The sequence below is a fragment of the Micromonospora sp. L32 genome (genome assembly GCF_052068055.1).
In the GTDB taxonomy this organism is placed as follows: domain Bacteria; phylum Actinomycetota; class Actinomycetes; order Mycobacteriales; family Micromonosporaceae; genus Micromonospora; species Micromonospora purpureochromogenes.
The window spans coordinates 32,118-50,340 of the sequence record NZ_JBQHDD010000006.1 but is presented as its reverse complement, the minus strand read 5'-3'; the positions used below and the strand labels follow the sequence as shown (position 1 = coordinate 50,340).

The window sequence follows — 18,223 nt, the reverse complement described above, 5'->3', positions numbered from 1 at the left end:
AGAGAGTTTTTACGTACAAGCTCATTTGTGCGATGAGAGACGTCATGTACCTGGAGCAGATCGAGCAGGCCGAGGTCCTGCTCAAGCCGCAGCGCGTCGAGGTGCTGCGGCAGTTGGCCGAGCCCCGCACCTGCACCGAGGTCGCCACCCGGCTGGGGCAGACGCCGCAGCGCGTCTACTACCACGTCAAGCAGTTGGTGGCGGCCGGCCTGGTCGAGCAGGTGGCGAGCCGGAAGGTGCGCGGCATCAGCGAGGGCATCTACCAGGCCGCCGCCCGGTCGTACTGGCTCTCGCCCCGCCTGGTGGGGCGGGTCGGCGGGGTGCGCCGGGCCCGGGACGAGCTCAGCCTGGGCTACCTGCTCGACCTGATGGAGGAGGTCCAGGCGGACGTCGCCGCCCTCGACCGGTCCGCGCCGGAGCTGCCCTCCATCGGGGTGTCCGGCGAGATCCGGGTGCCGGCCGAGCGCCGGCAGGAGTTTCTGCACGACCTGCAGTCCACGCTGCGGGACCTGTTCACACGCTACGGCGGCGCCGAGGGGGACGCCTTCAAGCTGGCCGTGGCCTGCTACCCCAAGGGGGACGACCGTGAGTGATTCGTTGAAGCTGGGTGCCCGTCTCGCCGCGCCGGTCGAGGCCGTCCGGCGCGCCCTGACCGACCCGGCCGAGCTGCGCGTCTGGTTCGCCGAGCACGCCGAGGTGGAGCTGCCCCGACGGTACGAGTTCTGGGGCCGCTTCACGCCCGAGGGCGACGCGCCGCACCAGCGCCTGCTGCACGCCGACGAGGACACGCTGCGCTTCGCCTGGCTGCTCGACGGGGTGGAGACCACCAGCGAGATAGCCCTGACGCCCGAGGGGCCGGGCAGCACCCTGCTGACCCTCACCCAGAGCCACTTCAACTTCGCCGAGGCAATGGACGGCAGCACCATCCGGGGGGTGCTCCAGACCTGGTGGAGCCTGTCGATCGCCAACCTCGCCGCGCACCTGGAGGGGCGACCGCTGCTGCCGAAGACCGACTTCACCTCCGCCGACCTGCGCGGCGAGCTGCTGATCGGCGCGCCGGTCGAGCGGGTCTGGCAGTCGCTGACCGACTCCGCCCAGGCCAGCGCCTGGTTCGGCTACCCGATCGGCATCGAGCCCTGGGTCGGCGGCCGGTACGCCATGGGCGGCTTCGAGGCCGGGTACGCGGCCAAGGTGGTCGACCTGGAGCCCGGCCACCGGATGTCCGTCGACTGGGGACCGACCGGCATCAGCACCTGGGAGCTGGCCGAGTCCGATGGCAAGACCAAGCTGACGTTCGTGCAGAGCGGCTTCGACGAGGGCAACCCGCCGTACGCGGCCTGGAGCGGGTCGGTGGCCGGCCTGTCCGAGCTGCGCCGCTACCACGAGATGGCCGACTGGCAGCCGATCTGGGTGCTGGAGGAGCTTCCCACCGGCGCCTGACCGTCCCGCCCTCTTGCGCCGGCGCGGGCCGCACCCCCTCGTGGGCTTGGTGCGGCCCGCGCCGTCCGTGCAGCCTGAGCCGGTTCCGGCGTGACCCCTGGCGCGTCGACCGGCGGTGGTCCGGCGGGATGGGCTGATCGGGTGTGGCCGGGCGGCAATGGCGCTGTCGGTGCCCTTTCGAGCTGATGACGCAAACGATTCATCCGGCACCGGCACGCGCGCCCGGCGGCCGCGGTGTGGTCGCCTCGCTAGCCCCGATTCGTTCACGTCATCAGCTCGAGAGGGCTCGCACACCCATGTCATGGTGGCGGCGGCCTGGTGACGTCTGCCCCTGAGGTCGCTCGACAGGTGTGCCTGGGCGGATGCTGGTCGATCACCGGCGGCCTCGCGGCCGGCAGGCACCTCCGCGCTGGTCGGACCGCCGGCCGTCCCGCCGGTGCCCGCCGGCCCCGAACCCGGTGGGTGGCGGCGGGACGGTCCCGCGCCGTCAGCGGTCCAGCTCGCCGGCCCGGCGCAGCAGCGCCCGGCGTTCCGGACCGGAGCCGACCAGGTCGGCGGCGGCGCGGAACAGCGCGGCGGCGCGTACCGGGTCGCCGTGGCGGGCGGTCAGCTCGGCCTGCGCGGCGAGCGCCGGCGGGTAGCCGTCGAGCGCGCCGCCCGCGCGGGCCTCGGCGACCAGGGCCAGCCCCGCCGCCGGCCCGTGGGCGTAGCCGTGCGCCACCGCCCGGTTGAGCCGGATCACCGGGGTGGGCCGGATCCGGGCCAGCTCGTCGTAGCAGCCGGCGATGGCGGCCCAGTCGGTGTCGGCGGCGGTCGGGGCGGTGGCGTGCGCGGCGGCGGTCCGGGCCTGGAGCGCGTACGGGCCGTGGCCGGCGCGGTCCAGGGCGGCGAGTCCCTCCGAGATGGCGGCGCGGTCCCAGCGGGAGCGGTCCTGCTCATCGAGGGTGAGCAGGTCACCGGCCGGGTCGCGGCGGGCGGCGCGGCGCGAGTTCTGGAACAGGAACAGGGCCAGCAGCCCGGCGACCTCCGGCTGGTCGGGCATCAGCCGGTCGAGCAGCCGGGCCAGCCGGATCGCCTCGTCGGCGAAGGCGGGCTCGCCGTCGGCGTCGTACCCCCGGGTGAAGAGCAGGTAGAGCACGGCTAGCACGCCCGGCAGCCGCTCGACCAGCGCGGGCCCGGTCGGCACCCGGTAGGGGATGCCGGCCGTGGCGATCCTGGTCTTCGCCCGGGTGATCCGCCGGGTCATGGTGGACTCGCTGACCAGGAAGGCGCGGGCGATGTCGGCGGTGGGCACCCCGGCCACCGTGCGCAGGGTCAGGGCGACCCGTGCCTCCAGGGCCAGCGCCGGGTGGCAGCAGGTGAAGACGAGTCGCAGCCGGTCGTCCACCACGTCCTCCTCCGTCCCGGTCGGCGGCTCCGGATCGGTCAGCAGGGCCAGGTCCCGCAGCCTGCGCCGCTCCACCGCGGCGCGGCGCAGTCTCTCACCAGGGTGACGAACGGCCGACCCGGATCCGGACACCGACCGGCGGGAAATCTTCGCCGACGCACCGGTACGGCGGGTCCACCGGGTCGGGGCCGGACCCGGGTGGATCATGTCATCGGCACCGCTCACCGGCGACGGAGTGACCGAGGAGGACCGCGATGCCCCGCGACGACTGGAAGGGTGTCGTCAACCAGATCCTCTACGGGTTGATCTTCACCGCCGAGCTGGACGAGGCGGCCGCCGCCCGGATGGCCGAGGCGATGGTCGAACGCCGGTCGTTCGGCGCCGGTCCGCGCCTCTACGCCGCGGCGATCGCCCGGGCCCGGCGGCACCGCGGCCCGCTGACCGACGAGCTGCCCACCCCGCACGACGAGGAGCGGTTCCGGGAATTCCTGGAGCTGCTCGCCGTCCAGCTCGACGCCCGTCGGCCGTGGCGGCGAACCACTTCCTGAAAACGGGTGTGTGAGCCCCCTCCCGTGGGTACAGGCCGGCGATGTTCTTCATCTTCGGACTGCGCACGTCCGTCAACCGGTCCGGCGTGGTCACCGCGGTCTGCCGCAACTGCGGCAACCGGGCCGCGCAGGTGATCACCCGCCGGTCGACGAAGTTCACCCTCTTCTTCATTCCGCTGATCCCGGTCCGCACCCGCTACGTGCAGCAGTGCTCGTTCTGCGGGGCCGAGTACGGCATCGCCAAGGACGAGGCCCGTAGCCTCCCGGTGGGTTGACCCGGCGATGGCCCGCTTCCTCTGCTGGCTGATCGGCCGGCAACCGGTCGTGCCGGCCCTCGCGCCGGTGCACACCGTCTCCCGGCCGCCCTGCACCCCGGGCCGTCGCCGGCACCGCCGTCGCAGCCGGCCACTGGCCGGGGCCCGCTCGCCCCGCTCACCCTGGAACCGGTCCGCCGAGCGCTGACCATGTGATCTTCCGCCCGTACCGGATGCCTGCTGACCTCCGCGTTCTAGGCTGGGGCCGCCGTCCGAACGGGGAGAATCTTTGCGTAACCACCCGGCCGTCGTGCTGGTCGCCGTCCTGCTGTCCACCCTCTCGCTGCCGGTCTCGCTGACCGGCGCGTCGGTCGCCCTGCCGGACATCGGGCGGGACCTCGACGCCGGACTGGCCGGCGTGCAGTGGGTGGTGAACGGCTACAACGCCACCTTCGCCAGCTTCATGCTGGCCACCGGGGCGCTGGCGGACCTGCTCGGCCGGCGCCGGGTCTTCGTCACCGGCGTCGCGATCTTCGCCGGCTCCGGGCTGCTCGCCTCGGTCGCCGGGAACATCGTGCTGCTCGACCTGCTGCGCGCGCTGTCCGGCGTCGGCGCGGCCGCCGCCGCGACCAGTGCCTCCGCCCTGCTGGCCCACGCCTTCCCGGGCCGGGCTCGGGCCCGGGTGTTCAGCATCTTCGGGACGACCATCGGCGTCGGCCTCGCCTTCGGGCCCTCGATCGCCGGCCTGCTGATCTCCGCGTTCGGCTGGCGGGCGGTCTTCGCCGCGCCGGCGCTGGCCGCCGTGGCGGTGCTGGCGCTCACCCCGCTGCTGCCCGAGTCCCGCCAGCCGCACGCCGGGCGGATCGACTGGCCCGGGACGGTCACCTTCACCGCCGCGCTGCTGCTGCTCATCTTCGGTTTCGTGCAGGGCCCCGAGCTGGGCTGGTCCGCCCCGGTGATCGTGGCGGCCTTCGCCGCGGCGGTGGCCCTGCTGGTGGCCTTCGTCCGGGTGGAACGCCGACGGCCCGAGCCGATGTTCGACCTGGCCCTGCTGGCGAGCCCCCGCTTCCTCGGCATCTGCCTGGCGGCGGCCACCATCGTCGCGGTGCTGGTGCCGCTGCTGGTCTACCTGCCGTCGTACCTGACCACGGTCGTCGGGATGAGCCCCGGCGCGGCCGGCGCCACGCTCATCCTGCTGACCGCGCCCACCCTGGTGCTGCCGTTGCTCAGCGGTGCCCTGACCCGGCTGGTGCCGGCCCCGGCGGTGATCGTCACCTCGGTGGCGGTGGTCGCGGTGGGCGCCGCCTGGGCCACCGTGCTCGCCCCGGACAGCGGCACCGCCGCCCTGGCCGGCCCGCTGCTGACCATCGGCGTCGGGGTGGGGTTGTCGATCGGCCTGCTCGACGCCATGGCGATCGGCAGCGTCGCCGCGCACCGGGCGGCCACCGGCGCCGGGATGATCAACACGGCTCGGCTGGCCAGCGAGACGGTCGCCATCGCGGTGGTCGGCGCGGTGCTGGCCAGCACCACCGCCGGCCGGCTCGCCGACCCCGGCTTCACCGGCGGCCTGCGTACCGTGCTCTGGGCGATGACCGGCGTGGCCCTGCTCGCCGCGGTGGCGACCGCCGTGCTGGTCCGCCGGGCCCGCGTCCCGGCCGAACCGGCGCTGAGCGCCTATCCTGGCGGATCGTGACGAGCACCGCGCAGCGCCTGGCCGCGATCCGCGGCGACCTGCCCCCGAAGCGGCACAACGCCCGGACCATCGCCGCGCTCACCGGCAACCCGGGCTGCGCCCGCCGGGCGGTGCTGGACGGCGCCGGGGTGGACAAGCCGAGGCTGGCGGAGGCGATCGGCTTCCCGGCCCGCTTCGGACAGTCGCGGTTCGCCATCACCCGGGGCAACGCCTTCGAGTCACAGGTGAAGGCCGACGGCGGGGCGGAGCTGCTGCGGCTGGTCGCCGAGCGGCTCGGCGTACCGGTGCCGGAGCGGGCCGGCTGGACAGACCTCGGCGGCGCGGACGACCTGCCGGACCGGCACGAGCGGTCCCGCCGGGCGCTGACCGCCCAGGGGCCCGAGGCGGCGCTCTTCGACCACCCGCTGCTCGGTCTGGACGTCGCCGGCCAGCGGGTGCACCTGGAGCCCGACCTGGTCGCCGCCCGGCTCGGCGGCCGGTTCCACGTGGTGGAGATCAAGTCCTTCCCGGTGGTCGACGGGCAGGCCGACCCGGCGAAGGTGGCCGCCGCGGCCATCCAGTCCGCCGTCTACGTGCTGGCGCTGCGCGAACTGCTCGCCGCCGAGGGGCACCCCGAGGAGCTGGTCTCGCACGACGTGGTGCTCATCTGCCCGCGCGACTTCGGCAACCGGCCGGTGGCCAGCCTGCTCGACGTCCGCAAGCAGCTGCTGGTGCTGCGCCGGCAGCTCGACCGGATGGCGAAGCTGGACGCGCTGCTCGACACCGTGCCGGCGGACTTCACCGCCGACCCGACCGCCGACCCGGCGACCCTGGCCGCCGGCCTGCGCGGGGTGCCGGCCCGCTACGCGCCGGAGTGCCTGGCCAGTTGCGAGCTGGCGTACTTCTGCCGCAACGAGGCGGGCGGGCACACCGGGGCGCTGGGCCGGCCGGTCCGCGAGGCGCTGGGCGGCGTCGCCACCGTCGCCGAGGTGCTGGCGCTGGCGACCGGCGAGCGCGCCCCCGAGCCCGAGCAGGATGAGGCCGCCACGCTGCTGCGGGCCGCCGCCCGGTTGCGCGCCGACGCCCTCGCCGGAAACCCCGCATGAGTACGCCCCGCGCCCGCCGCGCGCCGGCCGCCCCGATCCGGCGGTACGCATGAGTACGCTCCGGGCTCTCGCCAGGGCGCAGGCGCTGGCCGCCGGGGTGGCCCAGCCGGTGGCCACCGTCCGGCACCTGCACCTGTCCGCGCGTCCGCTGGTGGTGGTGCCGCTGGCCATGGCCGGCGAGGCGAACGCGCCACTGGCGGCGCTGGTCGGCGCGGCCCCCGACGAGGCGCGGCTGCTGATCGTGCCGCAGCCCCGCAATCGGGACCAGCGCTTCCGCTTCGCCGCCGAGCTGGCCGCCACCGTGCTGCCCTACCTCGACGAGTTCCGCGACGGCACCGAGGCGGTGCCGGTCGACCGGGGCCGCGACGTCCGGCACCGGTACGTCGACGCGCCGCAGCTGCTGGTGCCGAACCCGGCCGGGATCACCTTCCTGCGGCTGCTGGGCCGCTCGACCCGGTTCCGCCGCCCGGACGGCGATCATCCGGTGCACCCGTCGGTGCCGCTGCTCGGGCGCTGGCTGACCTTCTTCGCCGAGCGGGCCGAGCACCCCGGCTCGTCGGCGCTGGTGGCGACGACCGACGCGCTGAGCCTGCACTGGGCCACCGGCCAGAGCGTGGTGGAGGACCTGCACCTGCCGGCGCTGCTCGGCTGGATCGATCCGCCGGCCGGCATGACCGGGGCGCAGGCGGCCGCCCGGGCCGAGGACCCGGTGGTCTGTCCGCCCGCCGGCCCGGCCACCGACCCCGAGTTCGACAACCGGGTGCTCGCCCCGGCCGTCGCCGCGTACGCCGAGGCGGGGGACGACCCGGTGGCGCGCGGCGCGGCGTACGCGGAGCTGGAGCGGGTGCTGCGCGACCAGCTGGCGCCCACCTGGGAGCTGATGTGGCGCGGCGTCGGGCTGCTGCGGACCCTGCCGCCCGGCGCCCGGGTGGCCGGCCGCTGGGACGGCGACAAGGACGCCTTCACCGGCCACGCCGAGCACGTCGACGCCGGCGGCGGCCCGCAGCCCCGGCGCGACGGCGCGGTGGTGGCCGCCCAGCGGCTGCACCGGCTGGAACGCGCCCTGACCACGTACGCGGTGCAGCGCGCCTACGACGACCCGCTGGTGATGGCCGAGCACCGGCTGACCGGGGAGGCGTTCGTCGGGGACGTGACGCTGGCCGACCCGAGGCGGGTCGACGACACGGGGAAGCGGCCGGTGCTGCGCCCCCGGATCCAGCTCGTCACCACCGAGCCGGTGCTGATGCCGGTCGGCACGACGCTCTACTCGCCGGCCCGGCCGACGCAGAAGGCCAGGGTGGTCTTCCTGACCCCGGCGGCGGACGGCAAGACCGAGGTGGTGCTGGAGCTCTCCGGCGCGATGGGCCGGGGGCTGACCGCGGCGCCGGGCAGCGTGCCGGAGGTGGGGGAGCGGCTCTGCTACACCACCCTGTCCGAGGCGTTCCTGCCCGCCGGGGCCTTCCCGACGCCGGAGGAGACGCCGTGGACGCACGGCGGCCCCCCGCCCACCCGCTCCGACGACGCGCCCGCCGCGAGCGACGCCGACCCCGCCGAGGACTGGGCCTGAGCAGCGGCGGGCCCGGCACCGCCACCGTTTACGGGCCCGGCCCGGACACCGCCACCGCCCACGGGCCTGGGCCGGCCGACGCCGACGGCGGCGGCTGACCGCCGCGCCGCCCCGCGTCCTTTCTGGCCGGACAGCTCGTCGCGCCCGCCGTCGCGCCCGCCGTCGCGTCCGCCGTCGCGCCGGTCCGACCGTCCTGGACGGACGGTCCTGCCCGGGTCCATCGGCCCTGGCGAGGTGCCTCCGTGCTGGCTAGGCTGCGATGGTTCGCCGCCCGTGACCGGTCCTCACCGTCGAGGTGCGCACAGGAGAGAGAGCCGGAGCGACCATCGTGCTGCCCGATGACGCCCGCCGAGAGGCCGTCGCGCCGTCCCGCCCGACCCGTGCTCGACGGGTCGGCGCGGTTGCCGCGGCGCTGGTCGTCCTCGTCGAGGCGGTCTGGCTGACGGCCGCGCTGCCCGGCGCCGCCCTGGCCGACGATGTCGGCGCGATCACGGTGGCCGGGTGGTCGACGGTGGCCTGCGTCGGCGCGGCCCGCCGGCACCCCGCGACGCTGCGCCGGTTCTGGACGCTGCTGGCGGTCACCATGGCCCTCGCCACCGCCGGCCGCACGTTGTGGACGGTTCAGCGCCTCGGCGGCGAGACACTGCCGCACACCCCGCTGATCGGGGCCATCTTCACCGCCGGCATCCTCACCGGCACCGCGGCCCTGCTCTGCTCGCTCGCCGCCCCGCGCAGCGCGGTGGGCCGGGCCCGCACGCTGCTCGACGGGGTGATCGTCGCGCTGGCCCTGATCCCGATCGGCTGGGTGGTGGTGTTCCGGGACATCGCCGACGCCGACCTGGCCGACCCGCTGCGCACCTTCGGCCTGCTCTACCCGATGCTCGACCTGATGCAGCTGACCATCCTGGTGGCGGTGGCCGGCCCGTCCCGCCCGATCTGGCGGCCGCTGACCCTGATCGGCGCGAGCCTGGCCACCCGGGCCGGCGCCGACGCGGTCTACGTCTCGCTCGTCGCGCACAACACCTACGCCCCCGGGCACGTGATCGACGTCTGCTGGCCGCTGAGCTACCTGCTGATCGGCGTGGCCACCACGTACCCGCCGCCGCCGGTCGGCGAGGGCGGCGACGAGGGCGTCGAGTCGCCGTTGCCGCCCTGGTGGCGGGTCGCCCTGCCGTACCTGCCGGTGGGTGGGGCGATCATCGCGGTGGTGCTCGCCCGGCACCCCACCGGGCAGACCCCGCACCTGGTCTTCATCGGCATGATGGCGCTGCTCGGCGCTCTGGCGCTGCGGCAGGGACTGGCCGCCAACGAGAACCTCCGCCTGGTGGCGCGGCTGCGCCGGCTCGCCTACGCCGACCAGCTCACCGGGCTGCCCAACCGGCTGATGTTCAACCGGCGGCTGCGCCGGGCGCTGCGCGACGGGCCGCCGGTCGCCGTCCTGTTGCTGGACCTGGACGGGTTCAAGCAGGTCAACGACCGGTTCGGGCACGCCACCGGGGACACCCTGCTGACCAGCATCGCCGACCGGATGCGGGACGCAATCGGCGACGACGGCACCATCGCCCGCCTCGGCGGGGACGAGTTCGCCGTGCTGGTCGACGGGGACGGCCCGGTCGCGCCGGAACGGCTCGCCGAGCGGCTGCTCGCCGCCCTGCAACCCTCCGCGGGCGAGGAGGACGTCGGCATCCACCCGTCGGCCAGCATCGGCATCGCCGAGTACGGCCCGCAGCACGCCTCCCACACCGACCTGCTGCGCGACGCCGACATCGCGATGTACGCGGCCAAGGCCGCCGGGAAGTCCGCGTACCGGACCTGCACGCCGGGGCTGCGCGAGTCGGCGGTGACCCGGGCGGAGCTGATCGCCGACCTGCGCCGGGCGGTCGACGAGCAGCAGCTGCACCTCGACTACCAGCCGATCGTCGACCTGGCCACCGGCGCGGTCCGCAGCGCGGAGGCGCTGGTCCGCTGGCGGCATCCCCGGCTGGGGCTGCTCGGGCCGGCCGCGTTCCTGCCGCTGGCCGAGGAGACCGGCCTGATCGTGCCGATCGACCGCTGGGTGATCCACGAGGCCTGCCGGGCCGCCGCGACCTGGCGGGAACGGGCGCCGGAGGCCACCGTCGCGGTGAACATCGCCGCCGCCCACCTGCGCCGGCCGGACCTGATCGCCACCGTCACCGCGGCCACCGCCAGCGCCGGGCTGGCCCCCCGCGCGCTGACCCTGGAGCTGACCGAGTCGGCGCTGATCGACGGCAGCGAGGCGGTGCTGGAGCGGCTGGGCCAGCTGCGCGAGCTGGGCATCCGGATCGCCATCGACGACTTCGGCACCGGCTACTCGTCGCTGAGCTACCTGCACCGCATCCCGGCCACCGAGCTGAAGATCGACCGGTCGTTCGTCTCCCGGCTCGACACCGACGCCCGGGCGTACGCGACCGTGGAGATGGTGACCCGGCTGGCCGGCGCGTTCGACCTGACGGTGGTGGCCGAGGGGGTGGAGACCGAGGAGCAGCACGCGGCGGTCACCGCGATCGGCTGCGTGCACGGGCAGGGCTACCGCTACGGCCGCCCCGGCCGCCTGGCCGACCTGCGCCCGGTCTCCGCCCCGGTCTGACCGGTCGGCCCGGCCGGACGGCCCGCCGAGTACGCCGGCCAGCGGCTGACCACCGGCAAGCAGGCGGAGTGCTTCGCCGAGGGTGTGACGAGGGGCGCAGAATCGGGCTTGACCCTCACGCAACGGCAGGCGGGAGCCTTGGTCGCGGAAGGGAGGGAAACCATGGCGTACACGGTGGGGCAGGTGGCCAAGGCGGCCCGGGTGACGGTCCGGACGCTGCACCACTACGACGAGATCGGGCTGCTGTCGCCCAGCGGACGCACCGCGGCGGGTTATCGCCGCTACGACGACGCGGACCTGGAGCGCCTGCAGCACATCCGGTTCTACCGGGAGCTGGGGTTCCCGCTGGAGGAGATCGCGGCGATCCTCGCCGACCCGACCGCCGACCCGGCGGCGCACCTGCGGCGGCAGCACGAGCTGCTGAGCGGGCGGATCGGGAAGCTCCAGGAGATGGTGACCGCGATCGAGCTCGCGATGGAGGCGAGAAGAATGAACATCAATCTGACCCCGGAGGAGCGGTTCGAGGTCTTCGGGGACTTCGACCCGGACGTGCACGCCGAGGAGGCGCAGCAGCGCTGGGGCGGCACCGACGCGTACCGGGAGTCGAACCGGCGGGTGGCCAGTTACTCGAAGGAGGACTGGCTGCGCAACAAGGCGGAGAACGAGGACTGGGGACGGCGGTTCGTCGAGGTGATGGCGTCCGGGGCGGCGGCGGACTCGCCGGCGGCGATGGCGCTGGCCGAGGAGCACCGGCAGCTGATCAGCCGCTGGTTCTACGACTGCTCCTACGAGATCCACACCGGGTTGGCCGAGATGTACGTGGCGGATCCGCGGTTCACCGCGCACTACGAGGCGATCGCGCCGGGGATGGCCGCGTACCTGAACGAGGCGATCCACGCCAACGCGATCACGCGCGCCTGAGTCGGTGTGGGGGGTGCGGCTCCCGCCTGGCAGGCATATTGGTGCCTGTCAGGCGGACCGCCCCACCACACCACCGGAGGTCACCGTGCTCATCGTCGCCGGAAGTCTCTACGTCGACCCGGCCGGGCGGGACGCCTACCTGGCGTCCTGCGCCGAGACCGTGCGGCAGGCGCGCTCGGCGCCCGGCTGCGTGGACTTCGCGATCAGCGCCGACCTGGTCGAGCCGGGCCGGATCAACGTCTACGAGCGCTGGGACAGCGACGACCAACTGCTCGCCTTCCGCGGTTCCGGCCCAGCGGAGGAGCAGGTGGCGGCGATCCTCGGCGCCGAGGTGCACCGCTACCGCATCTCCGCCGTCGAAGCCCCCTGACCACCCCCGCGTAAAGATCCGCGCACTTTCTCGGAAAGAGTGGCTGTTCCGCGCTGGATGGGCCCTCTTTCTCAGAAAGTGCCGGCCCGACTGGCGACGGGCGGGGGCGAGGTGGGGGCGGGGGGGGGGTTACAGCAGGAGGTCGAGGAGGAGGACGCCGAGGAAGCCGACCACCGAGATGATCGTCTCCATCACCGACCAGCTCTTGATGGTCTGTCCGACCGTCAATCCGAAGTACTCCTTGACCAGCCAGAAGCCCGCGTCGTTGACGTGCGAGAAGAACAGCGACCCGCAGCCGATGGCCAGCGCCAGCAGCGCCACCTCCGGTCCCTGGAGGGTCTCCGCCAGCGGCGCGACGATACCGGCGGCGGTGATGGTGGCGACCGTGGCCGAGCCGGTCGCCACCCGGATGCCGACGGCCACCAGCCAGCCCAGCAGCAGCGGCGAGAGGTTCGCGCCCTCGGCCGCGTCCGCGACCAGGTTCCCCACCCCGGCGTCGACCAGCACCTGCTTGAAACCGCCGCCGGCGGCGACGATCAGCAGGATGCCGGCGATCGGCGGCAGCGACCCGCCGAGGAAGGCGGAGACCTGCGTGCGGCTGAAACCGGTCCGGTAGCCGAGGAAGATCATCGCGAAGATGACGCCGGCGAGCAGGGCGACGATCGGGGTGCCGACGATGTCCAGCGCCTTGCGGCCGGCGGTGCCCTCGTCGAGGGTCAGCTCGCCGATCGCCCGCAGCAGCATCAGCACCACCGGCAGCAGGACGGTGATGACCGCGGCCCACAGGGCCGGCGCGCGGCGCGCCCGTACCCGCGCGGTGGCGGCCTCGTCGATCGGCTCACCCGGGCGCCCGGCGCCGGGGTTGGCCAGGTCGTCCTCGGTGACCAGGTCGCCGTCGGCGTCGAGCGGGCCGCGACCGGTGGCCGCCGGACCCCGCCCGCCGGCGAGCGCGGCCGGTCGCCGGGTGGGTAGCAACGCCTCCGGGGCGGTGGCGGGCACGTAGCGGGCGATGAAGTTGCCGAAGATCGGACCGGCGACGATCACCGTCGGGATGGCGACCAGCAGTCCCAGCGCGAGGGTCTGGCCGAGGTTGGCGCCCAGGGCGTCGATCGCGACCAGCGGGCCCGGGTGCGGCGGCACCAGGCCGTGCAGCACCGACAGGCCGGCCAGCGCCGGGATGCCGATCTTCATCAGGGGTACGTCGGTGCGCAACGAGACCAGCAGCACGATCGGCACCAGCAGCACGACGCCGACCTCGAAGAAGAGCGGCAGCCCGATGAGGGCGGCGACCCCGGCCATCGCCCAGGGCAGCGCCGTGCCGGAGACCCGGCCGACCACCCGTTCGACGATGCCGTCCGCGCCGCCGGATTCGGCGAGCAGGCCACCGATCATGGCCCCGAGCGCGATCAGCAGGCCGACTCCGCCCACCGTGGAGCCGACGCCGCCGCTGAACGAGGTGACGATCTTCTCGGGGGAGACGCCGGCGACCACGCCGAGCACCGCCGCGCCGAGGATCAGCGACAGGAACGGGTGGACCTTGCCCCAGGCGATCAGGAGCACCACCGCGGCGATGCCCAGCAGTGCCGCGACGATCAGTTGGGCGTCACCGGCGTCGGTGAGCTCGGCCGGTGCGGCGAGGACAGTGGTCACGGTAATCACGACCTTCGGACGGCGTCCGGTCCCGTGCGGGACGGGCGATCACATGGGTGCGGGGGCGGGTGACGGTTCCGGCGGCAGGCTCGGGGCCAGCCGTCGCAGCGACGCGAAGGTCGGGACGAGTGCGTCGTACAGCTCGGAGAAGAGCGGGAGCAGCGCGGCGTAGGTGGCGGCGGCGGCCGGGTCGGGGCGTACCGTCTCGTCGATGTCCACCAGGTCGGCGGCGACGTCGATGGACGGGATCAGCCCGAGCGCCTGCATGCCGAGCAGCGCCGCGCCGAAGCTGGAACCCTCGTGCCCGGCGGGAAACCGCACCGGCATGCCGAGCGCGTCGGCGAGGATCTGCCGCCACAGCGGGCTGCGCGCGAAGCCGCCGCTGGCCCGGATCTCGCGTACCTCGTTGCCGGCCGCCCGTACCGAGGCCAGCACCAGGGCGAGCTGCTGGCACACCCCCTCCAGCGCCGCCCGGATCAGATGCTCGCGGCGGTGGCCGTGGGTGAGCCCCACGTACGCCCCGCGCGGCAGCGCGCTCCAGTGCGGCGCCCGCTCGCTGAGCAGGTACGGCAGCATGATCAGCCCACCGGACCCGACCGGCGCCCGCTCGGCCAGCGCCAGCAGCTCCTCCTCGGAGTCCTCGCCCAGTTCCGGAGCCAGCGCGTCGCCGGCCCACTGGAGCACGATGCCGCCGTTGTTGATCGCGCCGCCGACCACCCAGCGCTCCTCGGTCAGCGCGTAGCAGAACACCCCGCCGAGCGGATCGACGGCCGGCCGCTCCACGGCCACCCGCATCGCCCCGGACGTGCCGATCGAACAGGCCACCACGCCTGGCCGGACCGCCCCCAGGCCGAGGTTGGCCAGCGGGCCGTCGCCCGCGCCGACCACCACCGGGGTGTCGGCGGGCAGCCCGGTCGCCACGGCCGCCGCGGCGGTGAGGCCGGGCAGCACCGTGGTGGTCGCGACGAGCTGCGGCAGCTGCTCCTCGACGATGCCGGCGATGCCCAGCGCCTGCGCGTCCCAGACCAGGTGGTGGATGTCCATCAGCCCGGTGGCCGAGGCCACCGAGTGGTCGGTCACCAGCGCGTCGGTCAGGCGCAGCAGCACGTAGTCCTTGATGCCGACCCAGTGCGCGACCCGCTCGAAGACCATCGGCTCCTGCTCGGCGAACCAGACCAGCTTCGGCAGCGGCGCCATCGGGTGCACCGGCGTGCCGGTACGCCGGTGCAGCGCCAGCCCCGGCGGGGCGGCCCGCAACCGCTCGGCCTGCGCGCTGGCCCGGGAATCCGCCCAGGTCACCGACGGGGTCAACGGGACGCCCTCGGCGTCCAGGCCGATCAGGCTGTGCATGGCGGTGCTGAACGACAGGCCCGCCACCGGCCCGGGCAGCTCGCCGGCCACCGTACGGACGCACTCGACGACCGCGTCGAAGATGGTCGACGGGTCCTGTTCCGCCCAACCCGGGTGCGGCTCGTCCAGCGGATAGCCCACGGAATGGTGGGCGAGCTGCTCGCCTTCGGTGTCGTAGGCGACCACCTTGGTGCTTGTGGTGCCGATGTCGACGCCGAGCACGACCCTGTCGCTCCTCGCGCCCACCAGCCCACCTCCGCCTGACGTGCCGGGTAGCCCCGTCGCCGTCCGGCTGCGGCTGACGTTACCGAGGGTGAGGGCACCCCGCATGGCGCACCGGATGATCCCGCCTCGGCCGGCGCCGCCGCCGGCCTCCTGCCGAGGCGAACGTGAATCGACGCAGCGCATCCACCAATCGTCCGGATTGGTCACCCGATCGGGTGGTTCGCGCGCTTCGGCGTGTCCGCCGGACTCGCCGCCACCGTTGATCCGGATGACACCCCGGTTGGTGGCTCGCGCGGCGAAGGAGTCGGCGTGGCAGATACTGATTCGACGGGTTCCACCTGGCGTTACACCTGGGCGCGCAAGCAGAACGAGCGCCGGCAGCGGGCATACCGCGAAGCCGAGCGCGCGTGGCGACAGCGCGACGATGAGCTGCGGCGACTGCGTACCCTCGCCGTCGACCTGCACGGCTCGGTCGCGGCCGGCCACGGCCTGCCCCTGGAACTCGCCCCCGGCGAGGTGGTCTTCTGGGCGCTGCCCGCCGCGCAACTGGTCGAGGTCCGGCACACCACGGTGCTGCCCGCACCCGACCTGACCGTCGAGCCGCTGCCAGCGCCGCTGCGCCACCGGCTCCCCGACGGCGTCCGGGCCACCGACGCCGGCGTGGCCGTCATCACCAACCGCCGACTGGTCCTGCTCGGCGGACGCGGCCGGCGCGACTGGGCGTACGGGAAGATGACCGGCCTGTCCCACGACGCGGCGGCCCCGGTGTCGCTGATCCAGGTCCTCGACCGGCGGCGCACCTGCGGCCTGCTGGTGCCGCCCACGGCGGCGGCCGAGTTCCGGTTCACCCTCACCCTGGCCTTCGCCGACGCCATCGAACAGCGCGCGGCGGTGATCGCGCAGCTCGACGAGCTGATCGCCGAACACGAGCAGACCCGGCCGTTCCGGCCGGCGATCGCCACCCCCGGGCAGGCCCGGCTCGCCGGGCGCATCCCCGGCGGCCGGCGCACCGTCGCCGTCGCCGTCGCGCTCGCCCTGGTCGTGCCCGCGGTCCTCTTCGAGGCCGACCCGCCGGTCAGCCCCGGCTCCGACGTCGCCGTCGCCGCCACGCCGGTGCCCGCGCGGGTGGCCGCGCCCCGCGCCGCCGCGCCCTCGCCGTCCGCCGTGGCGAAGCCCCGCCGCTCGCCGGCCGCGCCCTCGCCGTCGGCCGAGCGGCGCTGCGGCGCCCCGACCAACCCCATGCGGTACGACTTCTGCGGCGGCGAGCGCGTCCGCCGGCCCGACCACCGGCTCTGCGACTTCTTCGACTGCGCACAGAACTTCTGGGCGGGGCGCGGCTACCTGGTCCAGTGCAAGGACGGCGCGGTCAGCCTCACCGGCGGTCGGCGCGACGCCTGCGCCGGTCACCGGGGGGTGCGGCGCACCGTGTTCAGCTGAGGTCGGACAGGGTGAGCGTGCCGTCGTCGGCGAGCGGAAACCCCGGGTTCCAGGCGATCTCCCAGACGTGACCGTCGGGGTCGGTGAAGAAGCCGGCGTAGCCGCCGTAGAAGGTCTCCGCCGCCGGGCGGGTGATCCGCGCGCCGGCCTGCTCCGCCGCGGCCAGCACGGCGTCGACCTCGGCGCGGCTACGGACGTTCTGCGCCAGCGTCAGGCCGCCCGGGCCGGTGTCCGGCACGCCCGCGTCGGCGGCCAGTTTCTCCCGGCCCCACAGCACCAGGGCGAGACCACCGGCCTGGAAGAAGACGGTCTCCTCGACCTCCTGGCCCCGCCAGCCGAGGCGCTCGTAGAACGCCCGGGCGCGCGGGAGGTCGGCGACGCCGAGGGTGATCAGGCTGATCCGCTGTTCCATGCCCCGGACCGTACCGCCGGGGACCGTCACGTTCTCCTACGGCGTTCCGTCAGGTATGCATGAGGATCTTCGTCCGGGCCGCCTGCGCCCTGCTCGGGTTGACCGCACTGCTGGTCGGAGGGTGGGCGCTGCGCCGACCGGACGGTTTCGCCGAGGCGGTCAACTTTCCCGGCAGCCACCACTTCGTCCACGACGTCGGCGCGTTCCAGTTGGGCATCGGGGTGACCCTGCTCCTCGCCGCGATCTGGGCCGACGCGCCGGCGGTCGCCCTGGCCGGATACCTCGCCGGGGCGCTCGCGCACACCGGCACCCACCTCGCCGACCGGCACCTCGGCGGCAGCGCCGGCCAGACCTGGCTGGTCGGGCTCACCGCCGCGCTGGCGGCGGCGGCGCTGGTGGCCCGGTGGCGCGAACTCGGCGGCGTGCTCGGCGCGGTCGAGGTCGGCGCGGCACCGGCGTGGGCGCCGTTCACCCGGCAGAAGACCGTGCTGCTGACCAGCTTCCGCCGCGACGGCACCCCGGTCGGCACGGCGGTGAGCATCGTTGTCGACGGCGACCGGGCGTACGTGCGCAGCTTCGAGCGGGCCGGCAAGACCCGGCGCATCCGTAACGACCCCAGGGTCACCGTCGCCCCGTCCACCGCCCGCGGCCGACCGACCGGCCCGGCCGTCGAGACCACCGCGCGTCGGCTCACCGGCGACGAGGAGCGGCACGCCGCCCGGCTGCTGGTCCGCAAGTACCCCGTGCTGCACGGCGTGCTCGTGCCGCTGGCTCACCGCCTCGGGCGGCGGCGCACCGGCCGTACCGTCCACTTCGCCCTCACCACGCCGCCGGACCGACCGGCCTGACCAGCGCCCGGGTGGCGGGGCTGCCGCACCATGGACGGCGTGATCAACAGACTGTGGGGTCGGCGCACCGCCAAGAACAAGAAGAAGCGCGACTGGGCCTACGCCGGCTGTGACGCCTGCGAGTGCGACGGTCCGAACTGCTGCGACCTCGGGCTCTTCTCCTTCCTGCTCACCCTCGGCGCCACTACCGCCCAGGTCAGCCGGGCACCGGTCGTCGACCGGGCCGGCCGGGCCGCGATCCTCGGCTACCGCCGCTGGCTGTCGCACCGCTGGCCCGGCCAGTGCCGGTTCACCCCGACGTGCAGCGCGTACGGCCTCACCGCCGTCGAGCGGTACGGCCTGGCGGTCGGCGGGCGGATGGCGGCGGACCGGCTGCGCCGCTGCCGACCCGGCGTGCCGCGCGGCACCCACGACCCGGTGCGATAACC

The 18,223-nt window shown here is 74.7% G+C and carries 17 protein-coding genes; 13 read left to right on the top strand and 4 right to left on the bottom strand.

The window, feature by feature from the left end:
- Positions 1–32 precede the first annotated feature (32 nt).
- Together ACTMTB_RS17590 and ACTMTB_RS17585 are read left to right on the top strand one after the other, a co-directional pair.
- A complete protein-coding gene (locus ACTMTB_RS17590; protein WP_441146925.1) occupies positions 33–593 on the top strand; it encodes a helix-turn-helix domain-containing protein in 561 nt (186 codons plus the stop codon).
- Positions 586–1,440 carry an SRPBCC family protein gene (locus ACTMTB_RS17585; RefSeq protein ID WP_280841449.1) on the top strand — a complete coding sequence of 285 codons (855 nt, stop codon included), beginning with the start codon at positions 586–588 and terminating at the stop codon, positions 1,438–1,440. The genes ACTMTB_RS17590 and ACTMTB_RS17585 overlap by 8 nt, the downstream gene beginning before the upstream one ends.
- 487 nt (positions 1,441–1,927) lie before the next feature.
- Here the strand turns inward: ACTMTB_RS17585 and ACTMTB_RS17580 are convergent, their stop codons facing one another.
- A complete protein-coding gene (locus ACTMTB_RS17580; protein ID WP_441146922.1) occupies positions 1,928–2,902 on the bottom strand; it encodes an RNA polymerase sigma factor in 975 nt (324 codons plus the stop codon).
- Positions 2,903–3,081: 179 nt separating this feature from the next.
- On the opposite strand from ACTMTB_RS17580, the gene ACTMTB_RS17575 reads away from it, so the two are divergent.
- The 8 genes from ACTMTB_RS17575 (at position 3,082) to ACTMTB_RS17540 (ending at position 11,873) form a co-directional block, all read left to right on the top strand.
- Complete coding sequence (locus ACTMTB_RS17575) at positions 3,082–3,375, top strand: hypothetical protein (RefSeq protein ID WP_441146920.1); 294 nt, start codon at positions 3,082–3,084, stop codon at positions 3,373–3,375.
- A 41-nt stretch (positions 3,376–3,416) separates the two neighbouring features.
- Positions 3,417–3,650, top strand: coding sequence for a zinc-ribbon domain-containing protein (locus tag ACTMTB_RS17570; protein ID WP_280841139.1), 234 nt, complete (start codon positions 3,417–3,419; stop codon positions 3,648–3,650).
- 268 nt (positions 3,651–3,918) lie between these two features.
- The gene (locus ACTMTB_RS17565) at positions 3,919–5,322 is read left to right on the top strand and encodes an MFS transporter (RefSeq protein WP_441146918.1); all 1,404 of its coding nucleotides are present in this window, start codon (positions 3,919–3,921) and stop codon (positions 5,320–5,322) included.
- The gene (locus ACTMTB_RS17560) at positions 5,319–6,407 is read left to right on the top strand and encodes a hypothetical protein (protein ID WP_441146916.1); all 1,089 of its coding nucleotides are present in this window, start codon (positions 5,319–5,321) and stop codon (positions 6,405–6,407) included. Before ACTMTB_RS17565 ends, ACTMTB_RS17560 begins: the two co-directional genes overlap by 4 nt.
- Positions 6,408–6,456: 49 nt before the next feature.
- On the top strand, positions 6,457–7,974 hold the full coding sequence (locus ACTMTB_RS17555) for a hypothetical protein (RefSeq protein WP_441146914.1): 1,518 nt from the start codon (positions 6,457–6,459) through the stop codon (positions 7,972–7,974).
- A gap of 328 nt (positions 7,975–8,302) precedes the next feature.
- On the top strand, positions 8,303–10,582 hold the full coding sequence (locus tag ACTMTB_RS17550) for a putative bifunctional diguanylate cyclase/phosphodiesterase (protein WP_441146912.1): 2,280 nt from the start codon (positions 8,303–8,305) through the stop codon (positions 10,580–10,582).
- A gap of 162 nt (positions 10,583–10,744) precedes the next feature.
- Complete coding sequence (locus ACTMTB_RS17545) at positions 10,745–11,503, top strand: MerR family transcriptional regulator (RefSeq protein ID WP_441146910.1); 759 nt, start codon at positions 10,745–10,747, stop codon at positions 11,501–11,503.
- Positions 11,504–11,588: 85 nt separating this feature from the next.
- On the top strand, positions 11,589–11,873 hold the full coding sequence (locus ACTMTB_RS17540) for a putative quinol monooxygenase (RefSeq protein ID WP_441146908.1): 285 nt from the start codon (positions 11,589–11,591) through the stop codon (positions 11,871–11,873).
- Positions 11,874–12,002: 129 nt separating this feature from the next.
- Here the strand turns inward: ACTMTB_RS17540 and ACTMTB_RS17535 are convergent, their stop codons facing one another.
- Both ACTMTB_RS17535 and ACTMTB_RS17530 read right to left on the bottom strand, forming a co-directional pair.
- On the bottom strand, positions 12,003–13,523 hold the full coding sequence (locus ACTMTB_RS17535) for a GntP family permease (protein WP_441146906.1): 1,521 nt from the start codon (positions 13,521–13,523) through the stop codon (positions 12,003–12,005).
- Positions 13,524–13,571: 48 nt separating this feature from the next.
- Positions 13,572–15,119: a gluconokinase gene (locus ACTMTB_RS17530; protein WP_441146904.1), complete on the bottom strand. Its 1,548-nt coding sequence runs from the start codon at positions 15,117–15,119 to the stop codon at positions 13,572–13,574.
- Positions 15,120–15,407: 288 nt separating this feature from the next.
- On the opposite strand from ACTMTB_RS17530, the gene ACTMTB_RS17525 reads away from it, so the two are divergent.
- Positions 15,408–16,535: a hypothetical protein gene (locus tag ACTMTB_RS17525; protein ID WP_441146902.1), complete on the top strand. Its 1,128-nt coding sequence runs from the start codon at positions 15,408–15,410 to the stop codon at positions 16,533–16,535.
- Here ACTMTB_RS17525 and ACTMTB_RS17520 read toward each other — a convergent pair.
- Entirely contained in the window at positions 16,528–16,947 is a 420-nt protein-coding gene (locus tag ACTMTB_RS17520) for a VOC family protein (protein WP_441146900.1), read from the bottom strand. The genes ACTMTB_RS17525 and ACTMTB_RS17520 overlap by 8 nt on opposite strands.
- A gap of 59 nt (positions 16,948–17,006) precedes the next feature.
- Between ACTMTB_RS17520 and ACTMTB_RS17515 the strand changes: the two genes are divergently transcribed.
- Together ACTMTB_RS17515 and yidD are read left to right on the top strand one after the other, a co-directional pair.
- Complete coding sequence (locus tag ACTMTB_RS17515) at positions 17,007–17,795, top strand: PPOX class F420-dependent oxidoreductase (protein ID WP_441146898.1); 789 nt, start codon at positions 17,007–17,009, stop codon at positions 17,793–17,795.
- A gap of 39 nt (positions 17,796–17,834) precedes the next feature.
- A complete protein-coding gene (yidD, locus tag ACTMTB_RS17510) occupies positions 17,835–18,221 on the top strand; it encodes a membrane protein insertion efficiency factor YidD (protein WP_357604936.1) in 387 nt (128 codons plus the stop codon).
- Positions 18,222–18,223 lie beyond the last annotated feature (2 nt).